General features: G+C 65.6%; 17 protein-coding genes. 1 reads left to right on the top strand and 16 read right to left on the bottom strand.

The window, feature by feature from the left end:
- Nucleotides 1-147: 147 nt before the first annotated feature.
- The 5 genes from ACH6CV_RS15725 to ACH6CV_RS15705 are packed head-to-tail and all read right to left on the bottom strand — an operon-like array spanning nt 148 to nt 4,434.
- Nucleotides 148-1,182, bottom strand: a complete 1,035-nt coding sequence (locus ACH6CV_RS15725) for an ABC transporter substrate-binding protein (protein ID WP_456359165.1) — start codon at nt 1,180-1,182, stop codon at nt 148-150.
- Nucleotides 1,183-1,207: 25 nt separating this feature from the next.
- Entirely contained in the window at nt 1,208-1,984 is a 777-nt protein-coding gene (locus ACH6CV_RS15720) for an ABC transporter permease (RefSeq protein ID WP_456359164.1), read from the bottom strand.
- Complete coding sequence (locus tag ACH6CV_RS15715) at nt 1,984-2,799, bottom strand: ABC transporter permease (RefSeq protein WP_456359163.1); 816 nt, start codon at nt 2,797-2,799, stop codon at nt 1,984-1,986. Before ACH6CV_RS15715 ends, ACH6CV_RS15720 begins: the two co-directional genes overlap by 1 nt.
- On the bottom strand, nt 2,800-3,873 hold the full coding sequence (locus ACH6CV_RS15710; RefSeq protein WP_456359162.1) for an ABC transporter ATP-binding protein: 1,074 nt from the start codon (nt 3,871-3,873) through the stop codon (nt 2,800-2,802).
- 18 nt (nt 3,874-3,891) lie between these two features.
- Nucleotides 3,892-4,434, bottom strand: a complete 543-nt coding sequence (locus ACH6CV_RS15705; protein ID WP_456359161.1) for a cupin domain-containing protein — start codon at nt 4,432-4,434, stop codon at nt 3,892-3,894.
- Nucleotides 4,435-4,951: 517 nt separating this feature from the next.
- Here ACH6CV_RS15705 and uvrA point away from each other — a divergent pair.
- The gene (gene uvrA / locus ACH6CV_RS15700) at nt 4,952-7,780 is read left to right on the top strand and encodes an excinuclease ABC subunit UvrA (protein ID WP_456359160.1); all 2,829 of its coding nucleotides are present in this window, start codon (nt 4,952-4,954) and stop codon (nt 7,778-7,780) included.
- A 93-nt stretch (nt 7,781-7,873) separates the two neighbouring features.
- On the opposite strand, the gene rsmA is transcribed toward uvrA, so the two are convergent.
- The 11 genes from rsmA to ACH6CV_RS15645 all read right to left on the bottom strand — a co-directional run bounded on the left by rsmA (nt 7,874) and on the right by ACH6CV_RS15645 (nt 18,330).
- The gene (gene rsmA, locus ACH6CV_RS15695; RefSeq protein WP_456359159.1) at nt 7,874-8,719 is read right to left on the bottom strand and encodes a 16S rRNA (adenine(1518)-N(6)/adenine(1519)-N(6))-dimethyltransferase RsmA; all 846 of its coding nucleotides are present in this window, start codon (nt 8,717-8,719) and stop codon (nt 7,874-7,876) included.
- Between the two features lie 248 nt (nt 8,720-8,967).
- Nucleotides 8,968-9,606 (bottom strand): GNAT family N-acetyltransferase, encoded by a 639-nt coding sequence (locus tag ACH6CV_RS15690; RefSeq protein ID WP_456359158.1) that lies wholly within the window; start codon nt 9,604-9,606, stop codon nt 8,968-8,970.
- A gap of 174 nt (nt 9,607-9,780) precedes the next feature.
- Nucleotides 9,781-10,413, bottom strand: a complete 633-nt coding sequence (locus ACH6CV_RS15685) for a V-type ATP synthase subunit D (protein WP_456359157.1) — start codon at nt 10,411-10,413, stop codon at nt 9,781-9,783.
- A 2-nt stretch (nt 10,414-10,415) separates the two neighbouring features.
- Nucleotides 10,416-11,795 (bottom strand): V-type ATP synthase subunit B, encoded by a 1,380-nt coding sequence (locus ACH6CV_RS15680; protein WP_456359156.1) that lies wholly within the window; start codon nt 11,793-11,795, stop codon nt 10,416-10,418.
- Between the two features lies 1 nt (nt 11,796).
- The gene (locus ACH6CV_RS15675) at nt 11,797-13,560 is read right to left on the bottom strand and encodes a V-type ATP synthase subunit A (protein WP_456359155.1); all 1,764 of its coding nucleotides are present in this window, start codon (nt 13,558-13,560) and stop codon (nt 11,797-11,799) included.
- Nucleotides 13,561-13,564: 4 nt separating this feature from the next.
- On the bottom strand, nt 13,565-13,891 hold the full coding sequence (locus ACH6CV_RS15670; RefSeq protein WP_456359154.1) for a V-type ATP synthase subunit F: 327 nt from the start codon (nt 13,889-13,891) through the stop codon (nt 13,565-13,567).
- 16 nt (nt 13,892-13,907) lie between these two features.
- Nucleotides 13,908-14,885, bottom strand: a complete 978-nt coding sequence (locus tag ACH6CV_RS15665; protein WP_456359153.1) for a V-type ATPase subunit — start codon at nt 14,883-14,885, stop codon at nt 13,908-13,910.
- A gap of 16 nt (nt 14,886-14,901) precedes the next feature.
- Nucleotides 14,902-15,495 carry a V-type ATP synthase subunit E gene (locus tag ACH6CV_RS15660; RefSeq protein WP_456359152.1) on the bottom strand — a complete coding sequence of 198 codons (594 nt, stop codon included), beginning with the start codon at nt 15,493-15,495 and terminating at the stop codon, nt 14,902-14,904.
- Between the two features lie 69 nt (nt 15,496-15,564).
- Entirely contained in the window at nt 15,565-16,056 is a 492-nt protein-coding gene (locus ACH6CV_RS15655) for a V-type ATP synthase subunit K (RefSeq protein WP_456359151.1), read from the bottom strand.
- 59 nt (nt 16,057-16,115) lie between these two features.
- A complete protein-coding gene (locus ACH6CV_RS15650) occupies nt 16,116-18,020 on the bottom strand; it encodes a V-type ATP synthase subunit I (protein ID WP_456359150.1) in 1,905 nt (634 codons plus the stop codon).
- The gene (locus ACH6CV_RS15645; RefSeq protein WP_456359149.1) at nt 18,007-18,330 is read right to left on the bottom strand and encodes a hypothetical protein; all 324 of its coding nucleotides are present in this window, start codon (nt 18,328-18,330) and stop codon (nt 18,007-18,009) included. The genes ACH6CV_RS15650 and ACH6CV_RS15645 overlap by 14 nt, the downstream gene beginning before the upstream one ends.
- Between the last annotated feature and the right edge of the window lie 17 nt (nt 18,331-18,347).

The raw sequence follows: 18,347 nt of genomic DNA, 5'->3' as shown, positions 1-18,347 counted from the left end.
TGAATTTCCCGCAGGAAATTCAGGAAGGCGGCCCCGTCCCCCCGTAACCCAAACGGCCTCGAAATCTTTCCGCCCGGCCGCCCGGAGCCCGCGAAGCGGGCGAACGGGCAACCGGGCGGAAAGATTTCGAGGCCCCGCGAAGCGGCGTTATCCGCGTACTTCCATCCACATGCGATCGTACATCGCCATATCGCCTGAGATGTCGTGGAAGAACTCGCAGCGATCGATGATCTCCTGCGTTGGGTTGAGGGTCTGGTTGTTCTTTTCCTCTTCGCTCATCCCGTCCACCACCGCCTGGATCGGCGTGGCGAAGTAGATGGCCTCCATGTTCTTGCGCGCGACGTCGGGGCGGCACAGGAAGTCGATGAACTTTTCGGCAGCTTCTTTATGCTGGCTGGTGGCCGGGATGCACGCGCCGTCCACCCACACGTTCGAGCCCTCCTCGGGCACCACGTACCGGAGTTGATCGGCCTCGCTCATCGCGTACAGCGCGTCGCCCGACCACATGACCGCCATCGGCGCTTCGCCCGCGATCATCTTGTCCTTGACCTCGTCCACCATGTAGCCCTTGACGATCCCGTCGGCCTTCTGCCGGATCAGCAGCTGCTTGGCGGCCTCGAGTTCGGCGCTCTCGCGCGTGTTCATCGAGTAGCCCAGGTACTTGAGCGCCACGCCCAGCGAGTCGCGGATCGAGTCCAGCATGAACACGCCCTTCTGGTACTGCGGGTCGAAGATGCTCTTCCAGCTTACGACCTCCTCCTCCATCAGGTCGGGGTTGTAGAGGATGCCCACCGTGCCCCAGATGTAGGCCACCGAGTATTCGCCGGTCGGGTCGTAGGCCGGCTTCTTAAGCCATTCGCGCAGGCCCTGGACGTTGGGCATGTTGTCGAGGTTCAGCTTGGCCAGCCCCCCGTCGGCGATCAGCCGCTCGATGATGTAGTCGGAGGGGAAGATCACATCGTAGTCGCCCGCGCCGGCCGTCAGCTTGGCGTACATCTCCTCGTTGGTGGTGAAGTTGGCATATTTCACATCGATGCCGCTCTCCTCCTCAAACTGAAGAATCAGCGACTCGTCGATGTAGTCGAACCAGTTGAACACCGTGATCGATTCGGCCGCGCGCGCGGTCAGCGGCAGCGACGTGAAGCATAACACCAGCGCGATGAACAGCGATAGTTTTTTCATGAAAGTACCCTCCTTTGGTTTTTTGTTAGCCAGCCACGTTTTCAAGCGACGAGCGCTTGTTGACGATCAGCAGCAGGGCCAGAACCGACACGAACATCAGCGCGGACAGCGCGTAGATCGAGGGCTCGATGCCGCGCTTTGCCGCCGAGTAGATCACGATCGACAGGTTCTTGGCGGTGGAACCGGCGGTGAAATAGCTGATGACAAAGTCGTCGAGCGACATCGTGAAGGCCATCAGCGCCCCGGTCACCACCCCCGGCATGATCTGGGGCACGATCACGCGCGTTACCCCCTGGATCGGCGTGCAGCCGAGATCCAGCGCCGCCTCGTACATGTCGACGCCCAACTGCTTGAGCTTCGGCAGCACCGAGAACAGCACGTAGGGCACGTCGAACGCGATGTGCGCCATCAGCATCGTACCGTAGCCCATCGGCATCCGGACGAACACGAACATCAGCATCAGCGACACGCCGGTCACGATGTCGGGCGTGGTCATCGGCAGCCTCGACAGGTTGAGCATCAGCGAGGCCGGGCGCTTCCTCATGGCGTCGATGCCGATCGCCGCCAGCGTGCCCAGCACCGTGGCCACGGCGGTCGCGATCAGCGCCACCTGCAGCGTCAGCCACAGCGCCTCCATGATGTCGGGGCGCTCGAACAGCTTCTGGTACCACCGAAACGAAAACCCGCCCCACTTGGCGCGCGACTTGCTGGCATTGAATGACAGGAGGATCATCACCGCGATCGGCGCGTACAGAAACGCGAGCAGCAGCGAGAGGTACGCGCCCTTGAAGAACTTGCGCATCAGTAGGCTCCGCTCCCTTCCTTCTGGGGATCGACGCGGTTCAGAAACGAGGTGGACACCAGGATCAGCGCCATCATCACAAGCGACAGCATCGAGCCGAAGTTCCAGTCGTTGGCCTCGAGGAACTGCCGCTCGATCACGTCGCCGAACAGCCAGAAATTGCCGCTGCCCAGCAGCCGCGAAATGGCGAACGTGGTGACCGCCGGCATGAACACCATGGTGATGCCCGAGACCACGCCGGGCAGCGACAGCGGCAGCACTACGCGCCTGAACACGTCAAACGGGTTGGCCCCCAGGTCCTCGGCCGCCTCGATCACCCGGGCATCCATCTTCCGAAGCGCGGTGTGGATCGGCAGGATCATGAACGGCACGAAATTGTACACCATGCCCAGCAGCACCGCGCCCTCGGTGCCGATCAGCGTCACGGGCGCAAGGCCCATCCGCTTGAGCAGGCTGTTGATGATGCCCGAGTCCTCGAGCAGCGACATCATCGCGTAGGTGCGCAGGAGGAAGTTCATCCACATGGGCAAGAGGATCAGCACGAACAGCAGGCGGTGGCGGCTGAAGTCGCGGCTGGCCAGGAAGTAGGCCGCGGGGTAGCCCACGAGCAGGCAGATCGCCGTGCAGTACAGCGCCAGATACAGGCTGCGCCACAGCACGTTCAGGTACACCGGGTCCCAGAACTTGCCTATGTTGGCGAGCGTCGCCGCTCCGGCCTTATCGGTGAACGCGAAGTAGACCACGAACAGCAGCGGCGCGATCGTGAACAGGGCCATCCACGTAGCGTACGGTGCGGCAAATATGCTGCGCTTCACTTATATCGCCTCCCCGTTTGCGTAGACCACGCTCTTGCGCATGATGTGGATGTTGAACGGCACGACCGACAAGGCGATCGCGCTGCCCTCGGGGTGCATGGCGGTGGAGTGCACCTTCCAGGTGAACCCGCCGGCCGTAACGATCATCTCGTAGTGCACGCCCTTGAACAGCGTGGACTTGACCACGCCCTTAAGCTGCCCCTGATCCTCGCCCACGATCATCATGTCCTCCGGGCGCACGACCACGTCCACCGGCTGCATCTGCCCAAATCCCTTGTCCACGCAGCGGAACCGTTGCCCCGCGAACTCGACCAGCTCGTCCTCGATCATCGTGCCCGGCACGATGTTGCTCTCGCCGATGAAGTCGGCCACGAAGGCGTTCTTGGGCTCGTCGTAGATGCGCTTGCTGTCGCCCACCTGCTGGATGCGCCCGTCCTTCATCACCACGATGGTGTCCGACATCGTGAGCGCTTCCTCCTGGTCGTGGGTGACGTAGATAAACGTAATGCCCAGCTGCTGCTGCATGGCCTTGAGCTCGATCTGCATCTGCTTGCGCAGCTTCAGGTCGAGCGCGCCCAGCGGCTCGTCGAGCAGCAGCACCTCCGGTTCGTTGACCAACGCCCGCGCGATCGCGATGCGCTGCTGCTGGCCGCCCGACAGCTGATCCACGGAGCGTTTCTCGTAGCCCTCCATCTTGACGAGCTTCAGCATGCGCGAAACGCGCGAGCGGATCTCGTCCTTTGGCCGCTTCTTGAGCTTGAGCCCGAACGCGATGTTGTCGAACACGTCCAGGTGGGTGAACAGCGCGTACTTCTGGAACACCGTGTTGACCCGCCGCTTGTAGGGCGGCACGCCCGCGATGTCCACGCCGCCGAACAGCAGCTGGCCCTCCGACGGGTATTCGAACCCCGCGATGATGCGCAGCATCGTGGTCTTGCCGCAGCCCGACGGGCCGAGCAGCGTAACAAACTCGCGCTTGCGGATATAAAGGTTGATATTGCTCAGCGCGTGGGTCTCGCCGTCGTACGCCTTCGAGATACCCTTGAGCTCGATCAGCCGCGTTTCCTCGACCATGGCACTTCCTCCGTACATTTAGAAAGTTGGCGGTGACGACACCCAGATGACCTTGCACGACGCCTTGCCGGTGTTGACCAGCTTGTGCGGCGCGCTGGGCTCGTAGCAGAAGCTCTCGTTCTTGCGCGCGCGCGCGCGCGTCTCGCCCACCACTACGGTCACCTGGCCGCTGAGCACGTAGCCGAATTCCTCGCCCTCGTGCGGGTCCTGCTCCTCGGTCTCGCCGCCCGGCGCCATTTCGACGAGGATCGGCTCCATCCGTCCGGTTTGAGCGCTGGGCACCAGATAGCGGATCGAGCCCTTGAGCCCCTCGCCGTCCTCCTTGACCGAGGTGTCGCCCTCGGTGAACACGATCTTGCGCGCGCGTGTGCTGGAGAAGAATTGCGAAAGGTCGGTCCCCAGCGTCTCCAGAATGTCCATCAGCGTCGCAATCGAGGGCGATGCCTGGTCGCGCTCGAGTTGCGAGATGAACCCCTTGGTCAGCTCGCAGCGGTCGGCCAGCTCCTCCTGTGTCAGCCCCAGCTTCAGCCGAAGCCGCTTGATCTTCGCGCCCAGCTCCATCACACGACCCCTCCCCGAAGTACAGCTATACTAAACCCCGAAACGGTTTATATTAAACCACAAACCGTGCGTATCTGTCAATCGGTCGGGGCCCCGGAACGCGTTAAATTTAGTGGGAGCAGACCGAAAGTTTAGTACCAACATACCTCGCCCTGCCTGCGGAATGTGGCATACGCGGGCATGAAAGGGATCCTCCTTGACGGCTTCGCGCGGCGACAGCACCGCGGGCAGCGGGCCGAACAACGCCGGGCAATCCGCACCGGCCAGCACCGCCTGAACGTCCGGCGCCGCACCCGACGGTTCCGCCCATGATCCTTCACCCCCGTGCGCAATAAGGCGATTACCCCGGCCAATTTCCCCCAATGCCGGGTGGCTGTGCGGCGTTTGACGGGCGCGCAAATTTGCCCGAACGCCACGCTAAATCTCCGAACATATGTCCGCATGCTGTTTACAATAAAAAATGTTTGGGGTATGATAAGGTGCATCACTACAATAGATCAGGAGGCCGGTTTGCCCCATGACGAACAGCATCGTGATTCGCGGCGCACGCGAACACAATTTGAAGAATATCGACCTCACACTGCCGCGCGACAAGCTGGTCGTGCTGACCGGGCTGTCGGGCTCGGGCAAGTCGTCGCTGGCGTTCGACACGATCTATGCCGAGGGACAGCGGCGGTATGTGGAATCGCTGTCGTCCTACGCGCGGCTGTTCCTCGGACAGATGGAAAAACCGGACGTGGACGTGATCGAGGGGCTGTCGCCCGCGATCTCGATCGACCAGAAGACCACCTCGCGCAACCCGCGCTCCACGGTGGGCACGGTGACCGAAATCCACGACTACCTGCGCCTGCTGTACGCGCGCGTGGGCGTTCCGCATTGCCCCGAGTGCGGGCAGGAGATCCGCCAGCAGACGGTCGATCAGGTGGTCGACCAGGTGGCCTCGCTCAGCGAGGGCACGCGCATCCAAATCCTGGCGCCCGTGGTGCGCGCGCGCAAGGGCGAGCATGTCAAGCTGTTCGAGGACATGGCAAAGCAGGGCTATGTGCGCGTGCGCGTGGACGGGGCGCTGTACGAACTCAGCGAACCGCCCGTACTCGATAAAAATAAGAAGCACACGATCGAGGTGGTGGTCGACCGGCTGGTGGTGCGCGAACAGATGGCGCGCCGGCTGACCGACTCGCTCGAAACCGCGTTCCGGCTGGCGGGCGGGCTGGCGGTGGTGAGCGTCGCGGACGGGGAGGACCACCTGTTCTCCCAGAACTACGCCTGCATCGACTGCGGCATCTCGATTGAGGAACTCGCGCCGCGCATGTTCTCGTTCAACAGCCCCTACGGCGCCTGCCCCACCTGCACGGGCCTGGGTACGCTGCTCAAGGTGGACCCCGACCTGGTGATCCCCGACCGGTCGCTGTCGCTCAGCGAGGGCGCGATCCGGGTCAGCGGCTGGAACTCGGCCGAGGAGGGCGGTTCGATGGCGCGCATGTACCTGATGGCGCTTTCCGAGCACTACCACTTCTCGCTGGACGCAAGGGTAGCGGACCTGCCCGAGCGGGCCGTGAACGCCGTGCTGTACGGCACGGGCCAGGAAAAACTCCATATCCATTACGAGCGCCAGCACGGTTCCGGCTCGTTCAGCGCGCCGTTCGAGGGCATCGTCAACAACCTCGAGCGCCGCTATCGCGAGACGCAGTCGGACGGCATCAAGGAGGAGCTCGAGGCCTACATGGCCTCCATCCCCTGCCCGGACTGCAAGGGGCAAAGGCTCAAGCGCGAGTCGCTCGCGGTCACCGTGGGCGATCTGTCGATCGCTTCACTCAGCGCGCTGTCGGTGCGCGAATGCCAGCGCTTCTTTAAAAAGCTGGAACTGTCCGATAAGGACAGGTTGATCGCCCGCCAGATCATGAAGGAGCTCAACGACCGGCTGGGGTTCCTGATGGACGTGGGGCTCGACTACCTGACGCTGTCGCGCGCGGCGGGCACGCTGTCGGGCGGCGAGGCGCAGCGCATCCGGCTGGCCACGCAAATCGGCTCGATGCTGGTGGGGGTGTTGTACATCCTGGACGAGCCTTCGATCGGGCTGCACCAGCGCGACAACCAGAAGCTGCTCGCCACGCTCAAGCACCTGCGCGACCTGGGCAACACGCTGATCGTGGTGGAGCACGACGAGGAGACGATGCGCGAGGCCGACTACATCGTGGACATCGGGCCGGGCGCGGGCTCCGCGGGCGGCTACCTGGTGGCGCAGGGCACGGCGGAAGAGCTGATGCGCATTCCCGAATCGGTGACCGGCCAGTTCCTGTCGGGCGCGCGCGTGATCCCGGTGCCCGCGGTGCGGCGCACGCCCACCGGCTGGATCACGGTCAAGGGCGCGCGCGCCAACAACCTGCGCGGCATCGACGTGCGCTTCCCGCTGGGCGTGATTACCTGCGTGACCGGCGTGTCGGGCTCGGGCAAGTCGTCGCTGGTCAACGAGATCATGTACAAGTCGCTCTCGCGCACGCTGAACCGCGCCAAGACGCGCCCGGGCGCGCACGACGCGATCGAGGGCGTGGAAAAGCTCGACAAGATCATCCAAATCGACCAATCGCCGATCGGGCGCACACCGCGCTCGAACCCGGCCACCTACACCGGCGTGTTCACGTTGATCCGCGACGTGTTTGCCGAAACGCCCGACGCCAAGGCGCGCGGCTACAAGGCCAACCGCTTCTCGTTCAACGTCAAGGGCGGGCGCTGCGAGGCCTGCTCGGGCGACGGCATCATCAAGATCGAGATGCACTTCCTGCCCGACGTGTACGTGCCCTGCGAGGTGTGCAAGGGCAAGCGCTACAACCGGGAGACGCTGGAGGCGCGCTACAAGGGCAAGTCGATCTACGAGGTGCTCGACATGACGATCGACGAGGCGCTGGAGTTTTTCGAGCCGATCCCGCGCATCGCGTCGAAGCTCGTCACCATGCGCGACGTGGGGCTCGGCTACATCAAGCTGGGCCAGCCCTCGACCACGCTGTCGGGCGGCGAGGCACAGCGCATCAAGCTGGCGACCGAACTCAGCCGGCGCGCCACGGGCCGCACGATCTACCTGCTCGACGAGCCCACGACCGGGCTGCACATGGCCGACGTCGAGCGGCTGAACGAAGTGCTCCAGCAACTGGCCGACACCGGCAACACGCTGGTAATCATCGAGCACAACCTGGACGTAATCAAGACGGCGGACTACGTGATCGACATGGGCCCCGAGGGCGGCGACAAGGGCGGCCAGGTACTGGCCGAAGGCACGCCGGAGGAGGTCGCGGAGGTAAAAGAGAGTTATACGGGGCAGTTTTTGCGGAAGGCGTTGAAGCGAAGCTGACGCGAAAGGAAGGCGGCGTCGGATGAAACCGCTGTTGACGCCGCTCGCAGAGACGGCCCAAGTGTCGGGACCGATCTCACCGACGAGGAACGCTTAATCCATCAGCGCGTCCGCCACCCTCGCCAGTGCCGACAGCTCCAGCGCCTCGCCGCGCGCGCGCGGGTCGATGCCGCACGCCTCGAGCAGCGCGACGGCCGATTCGCGGTTCAGGCCGAACGCGGCGACCAGGTTGTTGGCCAGCGTCTTGCGGCGCATCGCGAAGGCCGCCTGGATCACGCGGCGCATCTGCACATCGCTCTTCGCCGTCACCGGCTTTTCTTCATAGAGGTCGATCCGGCACAGCCGGCTGTCCACATGCGGCGGCGGCGTGAACGCGTGCGGGCCGACGGCGAACAGCGCGCGGGCTTCGCCGTGGTAGCGAATCGTCGCCGCCAACGCCGAGTAGGCCTTCTGCCCCGGCTGCGCGAGAATCCGCTCGCAGGCCTCCTGCTGCACCATCACCGTGATCGAGGCGGGCGGCGGCGCAAGCGCCACCAGCTTGAGCAGGATGTCGGACGTGATGTGGTAGGGCAAATTGGCCACCACCCGATAGGGCCCATCGCCGAAGGCCCCGGCCGCGAGCGCGGAAAGGTCGCACTTGAGCGCGTCCTCGAACACCAGCTGCACATCGCAATAGGGCGCGAGCACCTCGCGCAGTACCGGCTCGAGCGCGCGGTCGATCTCGAGCGCGTACACCCGCGCGCCGCGCCCGGCCATCTCGGCGGTCAGCACGCCCGCGCCCGCGCCGATCTCGAGCACGTTCACACCCGCCCCGACATCCGCGGCGTCGGCGATGCGGCCGATGATCTCGGCGTTCAGCAGGAAGTTCTGGCCGAGCGAATGGGTAAAGCGAAAGCCGTGGCGCTCGAGCGCCGCCCTCGAAACCACCTCGTAATCCATAAACACCTCAACAAATCAGATCCATCGCTTACGAAACCCCGGGAGGTTTGGAGGGCCGCAGCCCCCCAAGTTTAACCCCAGATGCCGGCTCTGCCGGTACCTGGGGATTCCGACAAAGGGCGAGCTTGCCCGCCCGACTCGGAATCAATTCCACCAGCCGGATTGCTGAAGACCCCGCAGGGTTTTCAGCAATCCGGCCTCGTTCTCCCTCCCTCGCATACGGCCGCAGCCGGATGCAGGGCCGCGCCTCAATAACGCAGGCTTCGCAGCACCTCGAACACCCGCTGCGATTCGGTTTGGGCCTTCTGCTTGGGCGGGAACCCGGCGTCGAATGCCTTGAGTTCCTCGGGATCGGTCTCGTAATCGGGGCTCTCGACGAACCGACCAGCCGCGTGCGCAAGCGCGCCGGGTTTAAGCGAAAGCGCCATCAGCGCCACCGCGTATACGCCGTCCGCGGCGCTGATGCCGTACACCTCGCCGCTGCGGAAGCCGAAGCGCGCGTAGTAGCGCGGGTCGCCGTAGATCAGCACCCGCTCGTGCCCCATCCGCGCGGCCTCGTCCAGCGAGTGCCGGATCAGCGCCGAGCCGATCCCCCGCCTTTGATGTCCGGGCAGCACGGCCACCGGCCCAAAGCAGACCACGGTCAGCGCGCCGCCGTCCGGGCGTTCGATCCGCGCGCGGGTGTAGGCGATCTGCCCGACCAATTGTCCGCGCAACTCGGCCACGAGGTTGAGCTCGGGGATGAAGTCGGGGCTGGACCGCAGATGATGCAAGCACAGGTGCTCGTCGCAGCCGGGCACATGCAGGTTCCAAAACGCCTCGCGCACGAGCGATTCCACCGCGCGCCGCTCCTCGGGGCGCTCGGGGCGGATGAGCATATCCTTCATCGGCGAGCCTTCTTTCATGCAAGTGCGGGGTAAAGCCCCGGACATGGGTGTAACGCCGCAGGGGCAACCTCAGGTCGCCCGAGCCTGTTTGACGCGTAGCCCAAGCGGGCATACCCCCTACGGGGGAGCGGGGAGGGCCGTAGCCCTCCCCGCTCAAATTTCCATTCTCTCGCGTCAGCGCGCCTGAATCATTTCCTTCACCTTCATCAGTCGCGTCAGCGCCCCGCGCTCGTTCTCGTCCAGCTTCATCGTGATGTAGCGGATCGTCTCGTTGAGATCGGGGATCATCACGTATTCGAGCGCGTTCACGCGGCGGCGGGTCTTTTCGATTTCGTCGGCCAGCAGGTTGCACACCTTCTCGATCTCGGCCAGCCGGATCATGTCGGGGAGCACGGCGGCCAGGCCCGCGATGGCGCCGTCGAGCGCGGGCGAGGTCTCGGCGAAGCCGTAGGACAGCTGCGCCTCCTTCAGGCTCTCAAGATCGACCGTGATGCTCGGCACCTCGACCGACATGATGTTGTTCCGGCCCACGGTCAGCGCGGCGGTGCGCGCCGGATAGAGCACCGCGGCCTCGAGCATGGCGGGTTGCATCACGCCGCTGGTCAATGCGAACTCGGACAGCGCCTTCGAAAGCGCGTCCTCCACCTCGGCGCGCAGCCGCGCGTTTTCGCGCACCAGCAGCACGAACCGGCGCATCATCTCGTCGCGCTTGTCCTTGAGCAGCTTGTGCCCGCGCTCGGCGGTCTTGAGCCGCCTTTTCAGGCGGGTCAGCTCCATGCGCGTCGGATTGACGTTGATCCGCGCCATGGCTACGCCTCCTTCGGCCAGTACTTGTCGATCATGTCGTCGCGGATGCGCTTGTGCTCGGAGCGGGGTAGGATCGCAAGCAGCTTCCAGCCGAGCTCGAGCGTCTCCTCGACCGGGCGATTGGCCCCGTAGCCCTGCGATACGTACTCCTTCTCAAAGGCGTCGGCGAACCTGGCGTACAGCTTATCCATTTCGGAAAGCGCCGCCTCGCCCAGGATGACCGCCAGCTCCTTGGCGTCCTTGCCGCGCGAGTAGGCCGAGAACAGCTGGTTCATCGTGGGCGCGTGATCCTCGCGCGTCTTGCCCTCGCCGATGCCCTTGTCCTTGAGGCGCGAGAGCGACGGCAGCACGTCGATCGGCGGCTGCAAGCCCTTGCGGTACAGCTCGCGGCTCAGGATGATTTGACCCTCGGTGATGTAGCCGGTCAGGTCGGGGATCGGATGGGTCTTGTCGTCCTCGGGCATGGTCAAGATGGGAATCTGGGTGACCGAGCCGCGCTTGCCGCGGATGCGCCCGGCGCGCTCGTAGAGGCTGGCGAGGTCGGTGTACAGGTAGCCGGGGTAGCCGCGCCGGCCCGGCACCTCCTTACGCGCGGCGGACACCTCGCGCAGCGCCTCGGCGTAGTTGGTGATGTCGGTCAGGATGACCAGCACGTGCATGTCCTTTTCATACGCCAGGTACTCGGCGGCGGTCAGCGCCATGCGCGGCGTGTTGATGCGCTCAATCGCCGGGTCGTTGGCCAGGTTCATGAACAGCACCGTGCGGTCGATCGCGCCGGTCCTTCTGAAATCGCTGATGAAGAAGTCGGCCTCCTCGAAGGTGATGCCGATCGCGCCGAACACCACGGCGAACTTCTCGGAGCCGCCGCCGAGCACCTTCGCCTGGCGCGCGATCTGAGCGGCGAGCTGCGCGTGCGGAAGTCCGCTCCCCGAGAACACCGGCAGTTTCTGGCCGCGCACCAGCGTGTTCAGCCCGTCGATCGCCGAGATGCCGGTCTGGATGAACTCGTCGGGGTAGTCGCGCGCGGCCGGGTTGATCGGCGCGCCGTTGACGTCCATGCGCATTTCGGGGATGATCTCGGGCCCGCCGTCGCGCGGGCGGCCCAGCCCGTCGAACACGCGGCCCAGCATGTCCATCGACACCGACAGCTCGATCGAGCGGCCGAGGAAGCGCGCCTTGGAAGACTCGATCGTGAGGCCCAGCGAGCTTTCAAACAGCTGCACCATCGCGCGGTCGCCGCTGATCTCGAGCACGCGGCCCAGGCGCTTTTCGCCGCTCTGCTGCTCGATCTCGACCAGCTCGGCGTACTTGACCCCGCTCACGCCCTCGACCAGCATCAGCGGGCCGACCACCTCGCGGATGGTGGAGTATTCCTTCAGCATGTTACAGCCCTCCTTCGCCGAGCGCGGCCATCTGATCGTTCAGTTCCGCCTCGATGGCGTCGAACTGCTGGAGCTCCGTCTCGGCGATGTACTTGGCACGGCCGATGCGCTCGCGCACCTTGAGGCCGGAAACCTTCGACAGATCGGCCCCTCCGGCAATCGCCTTCTGTCCCTTGACCTGGAAGTCCAGGATCAGCGACAGCATGCGGTATTGCTTCTTGAGCGAGGTGTAGGTGTCCACCTCGTCGAACGCGTTTTGGTGCAGATAGTCCTCGCGGATCATGCGCGCCACTTCGAGCGTGAGCCGGTCCTTGAAGCTGAGCGCGTCCACGCCCACGAGCCGCACGATCTCGTCGAGCTCGGCCTCTTCCTGAAGGATGCGCATGGCCTCGGCGCGCTTTTCGTTCCAGTCGGGCGCGACGAAGTCGCTGAACCACTGTTCCATGCGGTCGAGGTACAGCGAATAGCTCTGCAGCCAGTCGATTGCGGGGAAGTGGCGCTTGTAGGCCAGAGCCGCCGACAGCCCCCAGAACACCTTGACGATGCGCAGCGTGGCCTGCGAAACCGGCTCGGAAATATCGCCGCCCGGCGGCGACACCGCGCCGATCGCCGAAATCGCGCCCTCGCGCGCGTCGCCGCCCAGGCACCTGACCCAGCCGGCGCGCTCGTAGAACTCGGCGATGCGGCTGGATAGGTAGGCCGGATAGCCCTCCTCGCCCGGCATCTCCTCGAGCCGGCCCGACATCTCGCGCAGCGCCTCGGCCCAGCGCGAGGTGGAGTCGGCCATGATGGCGACCTTGTAGCCCATGTCGCGGTAGTACTCGGCGATCGTGATGCCGGTGTAGATCGAGGCCTCGCGCGCCGCGACCGGCATGTCGGAGGTATTGGCGATCAGCACGGTGCGCTTCATCAGCGTCTCGCCGGTGCGCGGGTCGTGCAATTCGGGGAACTCCATCAGCACGTCGGTCATCTCGTTGCCGCGCTCGCCGCAGCCCACGTACACGATGATGTCGGCGTCGGCCCATTTCGCAAGCTGGTGCTGCACCACGGTCTTGCCGCTGCCGAACGGGCCGGGCACGGCCGCCACGCCGCCGCGCGCGATCGGAAAGAAGGTGTCGATGACGCGCTGCCCGGTGACCATCGGCTCGTTCGGGGCCAGCTTCTCGCGGTAGGGCCGCCCCCGGCGCACCGGCCAGCGCTGCAGCATCGTGATCTCGTGCAGCTCGCCGCCCGCCGTGCGCAGCCTTGCGACCACATCCTCAAGCTTGGCGTTGCCCTTGTGGATAAACTCCACCGCGCCCGCGACGCCCGGCGGCACCATGATCTTGTGCACAACCACCGCGGTCTCATCGACCGTGCCCAGCACGTCGCCGGCGGACAGCTGCTGACCCACCTTGCAGGTAGGCTCGAACACCCACAGCCGCTCGCGGTCGAGCGAATTCACGCGTACACCGCGCGTGATGCGGTCGCCGGCCTTCGCGCGGATCGCGGTCAGCGGGCGCTGGATGCCGTCGAAGATCGACTCGATCAGCCCCGGCCCGAGCTCCACCGACAGCGGCGCGCCGGTCGAAACGACCGGTTCGCCCGGCCCCAACCCCGCCGTTTCCTCATAGACCTGTATGGAAGCGCGGTCGCCGCGCAGCTCGATGATCTCGCCGATCAGCCCGTGCTCGGACACGCGCACCACGTCGTACATGGTGGCGTCCGCCATGTGCTCGGCTACGATCAGCGGCCCGGCGACCTTCGTGATGATTCCCTGTCGCATCGGCTTATCCCTCTCCCTTAAATAGTATGTCCGCGCCGACGGCCTTCTCGACGTTCGCGCGAATGCGCCTCATGCCCTCGCCGGTCGCGCCCGACGCGCCGGGAATGGGGATGATCGCCGGCAGCGCCCGGGATTTGTAACGCGAAATGGTCTCCCCGATCTGGGCGGCCACTTCCTCGGTGATGAAGATCACCGCCGCGCCGCCCTCGGCCAGGCGGAACACTTCCGCCGAGGCCTCCTGCGCGCCGGCCACCGGGCAGACCGTGAGCCCCAGCGCCTTGAATGCCAGCACCGCATCTCGGGCGCCGACGACCGCAATCTCATTTGACATCCGCCTGCCCCCCTTTTCAGTACATGGCGCGCAGCCGCCGCTCGATGGTCGTGATCGGCACATTCGCCGCCTTCGCGGTGGCGATCAGCCGCACCGCACCCGCCTCGCGCTCGCGCGCGAGCAGGTAGCCCACCAGCGGACGGATGGTCAGCGTTTCATTTTTGTGGCCGCTCAGCAGCCCCGCCAGGCGGTCGTCGACGGCCTTTTCGACCTCGGCCAAATCCACGGGCGTACGCTTGAGCGTCGCCGCCAGCGCCCCGGCGTAGGGCTTGCCGGAGATAAGCGCCGCCGCGCGCTCGGGGGCGTCCGCGACCTGTGCAAGCGCGTCCTCGTCCAGCGTTCCGCCCGGCAGCAGCATCTCGCGCGCGAACGCCCCGTCGCGCCCGATCGCGTGGCTGCGCAGCGCGATCAGCAGGTTGAGCATACAGGTGCGCTCGGCAAAATACGCGCGGATCACCGCGTCGTTCGTATCCTCGATCCTGCGGTTGATGAAGCGCTGGGCCGCCTTGTCCAATTCGGCGTCGACGAACAGCGGATCCATCTTCACGGCGATGCGCCCCTCGATCCGCTCCATCGCGTCCAGGAACTCATCGGGCAGTTCGGCGTAGCGCCGCTCCTCGACCGCGCGGCGCAGTCGCTGGGCATCGATCAGCCCGTTCGGCGAGAGCGGCAGGCCGTCCAGCTGACCCAGCGCCCGCGCCTTGACGAGCAATTTCAAATTGAGCGCGTCGTAGCGCACCAGGAAGCAGTCGGTGGCCGCCGCGTCGGGCGAAGTGTCCCTGACCAGCGCGGCCGCGGCCTGCACGTGATGTTCTGCGGCCTGCTCGATGTCCCGGGCGCCGCGCACATCGCCCCAATTAAGCTCGGTCAGCGCGCGCGCCACGTCCTCGATCGTATCGAGCGAGAGCAGCCGCCCAATCGCCGCCCCGCTGAGCAGCGATTTCGAAAGCACCTGCACGCGACCGATCGCAAAGCCGTAACTCAGCTGTGGCAAGCGTATCCCTCCGATCTCATGACGCGCCGAACAGCGCGGCCGCCACCTCGGCCTCGAGCCGGGGCCTCTGTTCATCGAGCACCGACTCGAAGGTGCAGCTGACCGCGAGTCCCCCGCGCCGGAGCACGAAACCCCCGCCGTCGCCCACCTCGTCCGACAGCTCTACGGGTGGCTTGCCCGCCTTTCGCAGCGCCGCGTTCAGCCTCGTCATATAGGCCTCGTCGAATAGCGCGCGGTCGGCCCGGCCCACCACCAGCTGCTCGCCCTGCTCGCTGGCCGCGAGCAGCAGCCGCTCGAAAAAGTCCTTCTTTTGGTCGGCATCCATTTTATGCATCCGCGCAAGCGCGTCCCCAAAGGCCTCGTCGATCACCTCGCGCTTGACCTTAAGCAGCGCCTTTTTCTGATCGAGCTCGGCCATGCGCAGCATGCGATCGCGCAGCTGAGCCGCCTGGGCGTCCGCAAGCTCCGCCGCGGCCTCGCGCTTGCGCTCGGCCTCGCGCTCGGCTTCGGCGTGAATGCGGTCGATCTTCTCGCTCGCTTCGCGCAGCACGTCGGCGGCGGCGGCGCGCGCCTCCTCGATGATCTTTTCGGTAATGGCCTGTGCGTTCAATCGGGTCCTCTCCCTTCCCCCGTAGCCCCGCTCATGCGAATACGGCCGCGGCCGGATCCGCGTGACCGGCTACGCCAGCGATGCAATCGGCAGGAACTGCACGATCAGGAACGACGCCAGCAGCGCCAGCACCGCGTAGGTCTCGACCATGACGGTCAGCGTGATGCCCTGGCCGCCGGCCTCGGGACGCTTGCCCAGGAGGCAGATGCCGGCCGCGGCCACCTTGCCCTGATAGATCGCGGAGATCAGGCCGACGATGGCCACCGGCATGCAGCCGACCAGGATCCACAACCCCTCGGACAGCGTGACGGCCACCATGCCGCCCAGCACATTGAGCTTGAGCATCACGATGAAGCCGATCAGGAAGCCGTAGATGCCCTGCGTACCGGGCAGCAGCTGCAACACCATCGCCTGGCCGAACACGTCGGGGTTCTCGGCGAGCACGCCGGTCGCGGTCTCGCCCGCGATGCCCACGCCCCTGGCCGAGCCGATGCCCGCGAGCAACACGGCAAGCGCCGCCCCCAGCAGCGCGAAGAACTGACCCACACCGATGAATTCCATACGTAATGCCCTCCCCATTTCGTTTCAATTCATATAAGCGGCACCGCGCCGCGAGTTGGCTAAAACTCCTCGCCCCGGATGTCCACATAGCGGCCGTTCACCGCGAGCGGGCTGAAGTCGCGCCCGCCCATCTCGTAGAACTTGCCGAAGAACTCGATAAACTGCAACCGGCACGAATGCACGTACGCGCCCAACGCGTTGATGAACAGGTTGAACGTGTGCCCCACCACCAGGATCAGGATCGCGGCGGCCGAGCCCGCCGGGCTGCCCCACATCATGCCGGCCAAGGTGTTGAACACCATGCCGATGACGCCGGTCGCCAGGCCCATGCCAAACAGCCGCGCGTAGGACAGAAGGTCCGATAGGTAGCCGCTCACGCCGTACAGCGCGCCCAGCCCGCCCAGGATGCGCTTGAAGAAGTTGGGCTTGTCGCGCCTGGCGAACAGGACGATGCCCGCAGCGCCCGCGATTGACAGCACCATGCCCACGCTCTTTGACACGGCCAGCAACGCAAGGCCGATCAGCAGCATCATCCAACTGCCCTGATCCAGCAGGGCATCCAGCGGCTTGCCGCGCCGGATGTTCATATAGGCGGCCACCCCGAGCCCGGTGAACAGGTGCAGCGCGCCCAGCCCCATACACAGCGCCAGCATGCCGATCGGGTCCTCCATCGGCACCAGCAGCAGCGCCGGAATGCCCTCGATCGAGAACCAGCCGCCGTACATCGCGCCCCAGAACACCGTGGACAGGCCGCCCAGCGCCAGGATGAACGCCATCTGGCCGATCCCGCGGCCCCTGAGCTTCACATAGATGTAGGAGGCCGCCACGCCCAGAATGATGCCATAGGCGGCGTCGGACACCATCATGCCGAAGAAGCACACCCAGAACGGCATCATGATGAAGGTGGGGTCGAACCCGTTCGGGTCGGGCATCGAGAACATCTTGACGATGCTCTCAAACGGACGCACGTAGGACTTGTTCACCAAAAAAGTCGGGGGCTGTTCGCCCTCGGCGGGGTCTTCCAATGTCAGTTCGCAGATGGGCGCGATCTTTTTGATCTCGGCCTCGACCGCCTGCTGCCGGTTCGCGGGCAGCCAGCCGGTCAGCAGGAACGCCGACTGCGTATTTGCGCACTTGAGCGCGCCGACCACCCGGTCGCGCTCGGCGGCCTCGATGTCGCGCAGCAGCCGCATGCGCGGCAGATGCTCGCCCAGCTTGCGCACTTCCTCGGTCAGCTGCGCGCGCACCTCGTCCAGGCGCGCAAGCCGTCCGTTTGCCTGGTCGATTGCCAACGCCGCGGTGCCGGTCAGCCCCTCAAAGTACACGCGCGCCGCGCCCGCCTCGCGCATCAGCGCGCCCAACGCCTCCGCCTCGGACTTGTGCAGCGCGATCAGCGCGTTCACCCCTTCGCGCCCGCCCGGCACCTGCTGGACGCAGACCGCGTTCAGGCGCGCGCAGCCCTGCTCGAGCACGGGCCAGCCCCGAAGCGGCATGGTCGCCAACAACACCTCGGCCGATCGGGTCTCCCTGGTCTCCTCGAGCGGCAGGTCCAGCGCCTCCCAGGGCGTAAGCTGGGCAAGCAGCGCCTTCTCCCGCGCCTCGCGCGCGCGCAGCTCGCCGCGCGTACGCTCGATCTCCTCCAGCCGATCGACGACCTCCATGACCTCGCCCGCCGCGCCCAGCGCCGCGGCGACCTGGTCGTCGCCGGCCTCGGGGCGCACGGACAGCAGCCCCGGCTTGTTCGAGTCGAACGCCGCCAGCCGCGATATCGCCAGGTCGAGCCGCGCGATCCGCTGGCTCAACTCCTGCGCGCGCCTCTCTTCGAGCTCGGGTGCCGGGCGCTCTTCGGCCGCGTCCTGCGCCACGATCTCCACACAAGAAAGGCGCTGCAGCGCCTTGAGCAGCCGGTGTTTATCACGGTTTAGCCCCAACAGCGTGAGCTTCTTCATCTCAGCGATGGCCATCAGCAACAATCCTTTCAAAGACCGATCGCCCCGCGTCCTGAACGCGCGCGCGCGCCCGTTCGCGCATGGCCTCGCGCTCGGCGGCACGCCGCAGCTCGAGCGACTTGATCTCGTCGCCGATCAGCACGCGCGCCTCCTCAAGCCGCCGCTGCGCCTCCTCGCCGAGCGCCTTTTGGGCCTCGCGCGCCTGGTGTACGCCCGCCTCCTCCACCGACTTTATCATTTCGCGGGCCTGAAGCTGCGCGTCCCTGACGATCCGCTCGGCCTCGGCCTCGGCCTGCTCGATCTGCCCCAGCACGGTAACCGACAAAGCGTTCCCCTCCCCCG

The sequence above is a fragment of the Anaerozeibacter quisquiliarum genome (genome assembly GCF_051162045.1).
GTDB classification, from domain to species: Bacteria; Bacillota; Clostridia; order Christensenellales; family Aristaeellaceae; genus Anaerozeibacter; species Anaerozeibacter quisquiliarum.
Note: the sequence above shows the minus strand (reverse complement) of the source record. Positions and strands in the feature narration are given on the sequence as shown.

Excerpts from the sequence above, each read along its gene's own strand:
- ACH6CV_RS15725 (WP_456359165.1), bottom strand. The coding sequence starts at position 1,182 with ATGAAAAAACTATCGCTGTTCATCGCGCTGGTGTTATGCTTCACGTCG.
- uvrA (WP_456359160.1), top strand. The coding sequence starts at position 4,952 with ATGACGAACAGCATCGTGATTCGCGGCGCACGCGAACACAATTTGAAG.
- ACH6CV_RS15705 (WP_456359161.1), bottom strand. The coding sequence starts at position 4,434 with ATGGAGCTGGGCGCGAAGATCAAGCGGCTTCGGCTGAAGCTGGGGCTG.
- ACH6CV_RS15710 (WP_456359162.1), bottom strand. The coding sequence starts at position 3,873 with ATGGTCGAGGAAACGCGGCTGATCGAGCTCAAGGGTATCTCGAAGGCG.
- ACH6CV_RS15690 (WP_456359158.1), bottom strand. The coding sequence starts at position 9,606 with ATGAAGGATATGCTCATCCGCCCCGAGCGCCCCGAGGAGCGGCGCGCG.
- ACH6CV_RS15650 (WP_456359150.1), bottom strand. The coding sequence starts at position 18,020 with ATGGCCATCGCTGAGATGAAGAAGCTCACGCTGTTGGGGCTAAACCGT.
- ACH6CV_RS15720 (WP_456359164.1), bottom strand. The coding sequence starts at position 1,984 with ATGCGCAAGTTCTTCAAGGGCGCGTACCTCTCGCTGCTGCTCGCGTTT.
- ACH6CV_RS15655 (WP_456359151.1), bottom strand. The coding sequence starts at position 16,056 with ATGGAATTCATCGGTGTGGGTCAGTTCTTCGCGCTGCTGGGGGCGGCG.
- ACH6CV_RS15680 (WP_456359156.1), bottom strand. The coding sequence starts at position 11,795 with ATGCTGAAGGAATACTCCACCATCCGCGAGGTGGTCGGCCCGCTGATG.
- ACH6CV_RS15670 (WP_456359154.1), bottom strand. The coding sequence starts at position 13,891 with ATGTCAAATGAGATTGCGGTCGTCGGCGCCCGAGATGCGGTGCTGGCA.
- rsmA (WP_456359159.1), bottom strand. The coding sequence starts at position 8,719 with ATGGATTACGAGGTGGTTTCGAGGGCGGCGCTCGAGCGCCACGGCTTT.
- ACH6CV_RS15685 (WP_456359157.1), bottom strand. The coding sequence starts at position 10,413 with ATGGCGCGGATCAACGTCAATCCGACGCGCATGGAGCTGACCCGCCTG.
- ACH6CV_RS15675 (WP_456359155.1), bottom strand. The coding sequence starts at position 13,560 with ATGCGACAGGGAATCATCACGAAGGTCGCCGGGCCGCTGATCGTAGCC.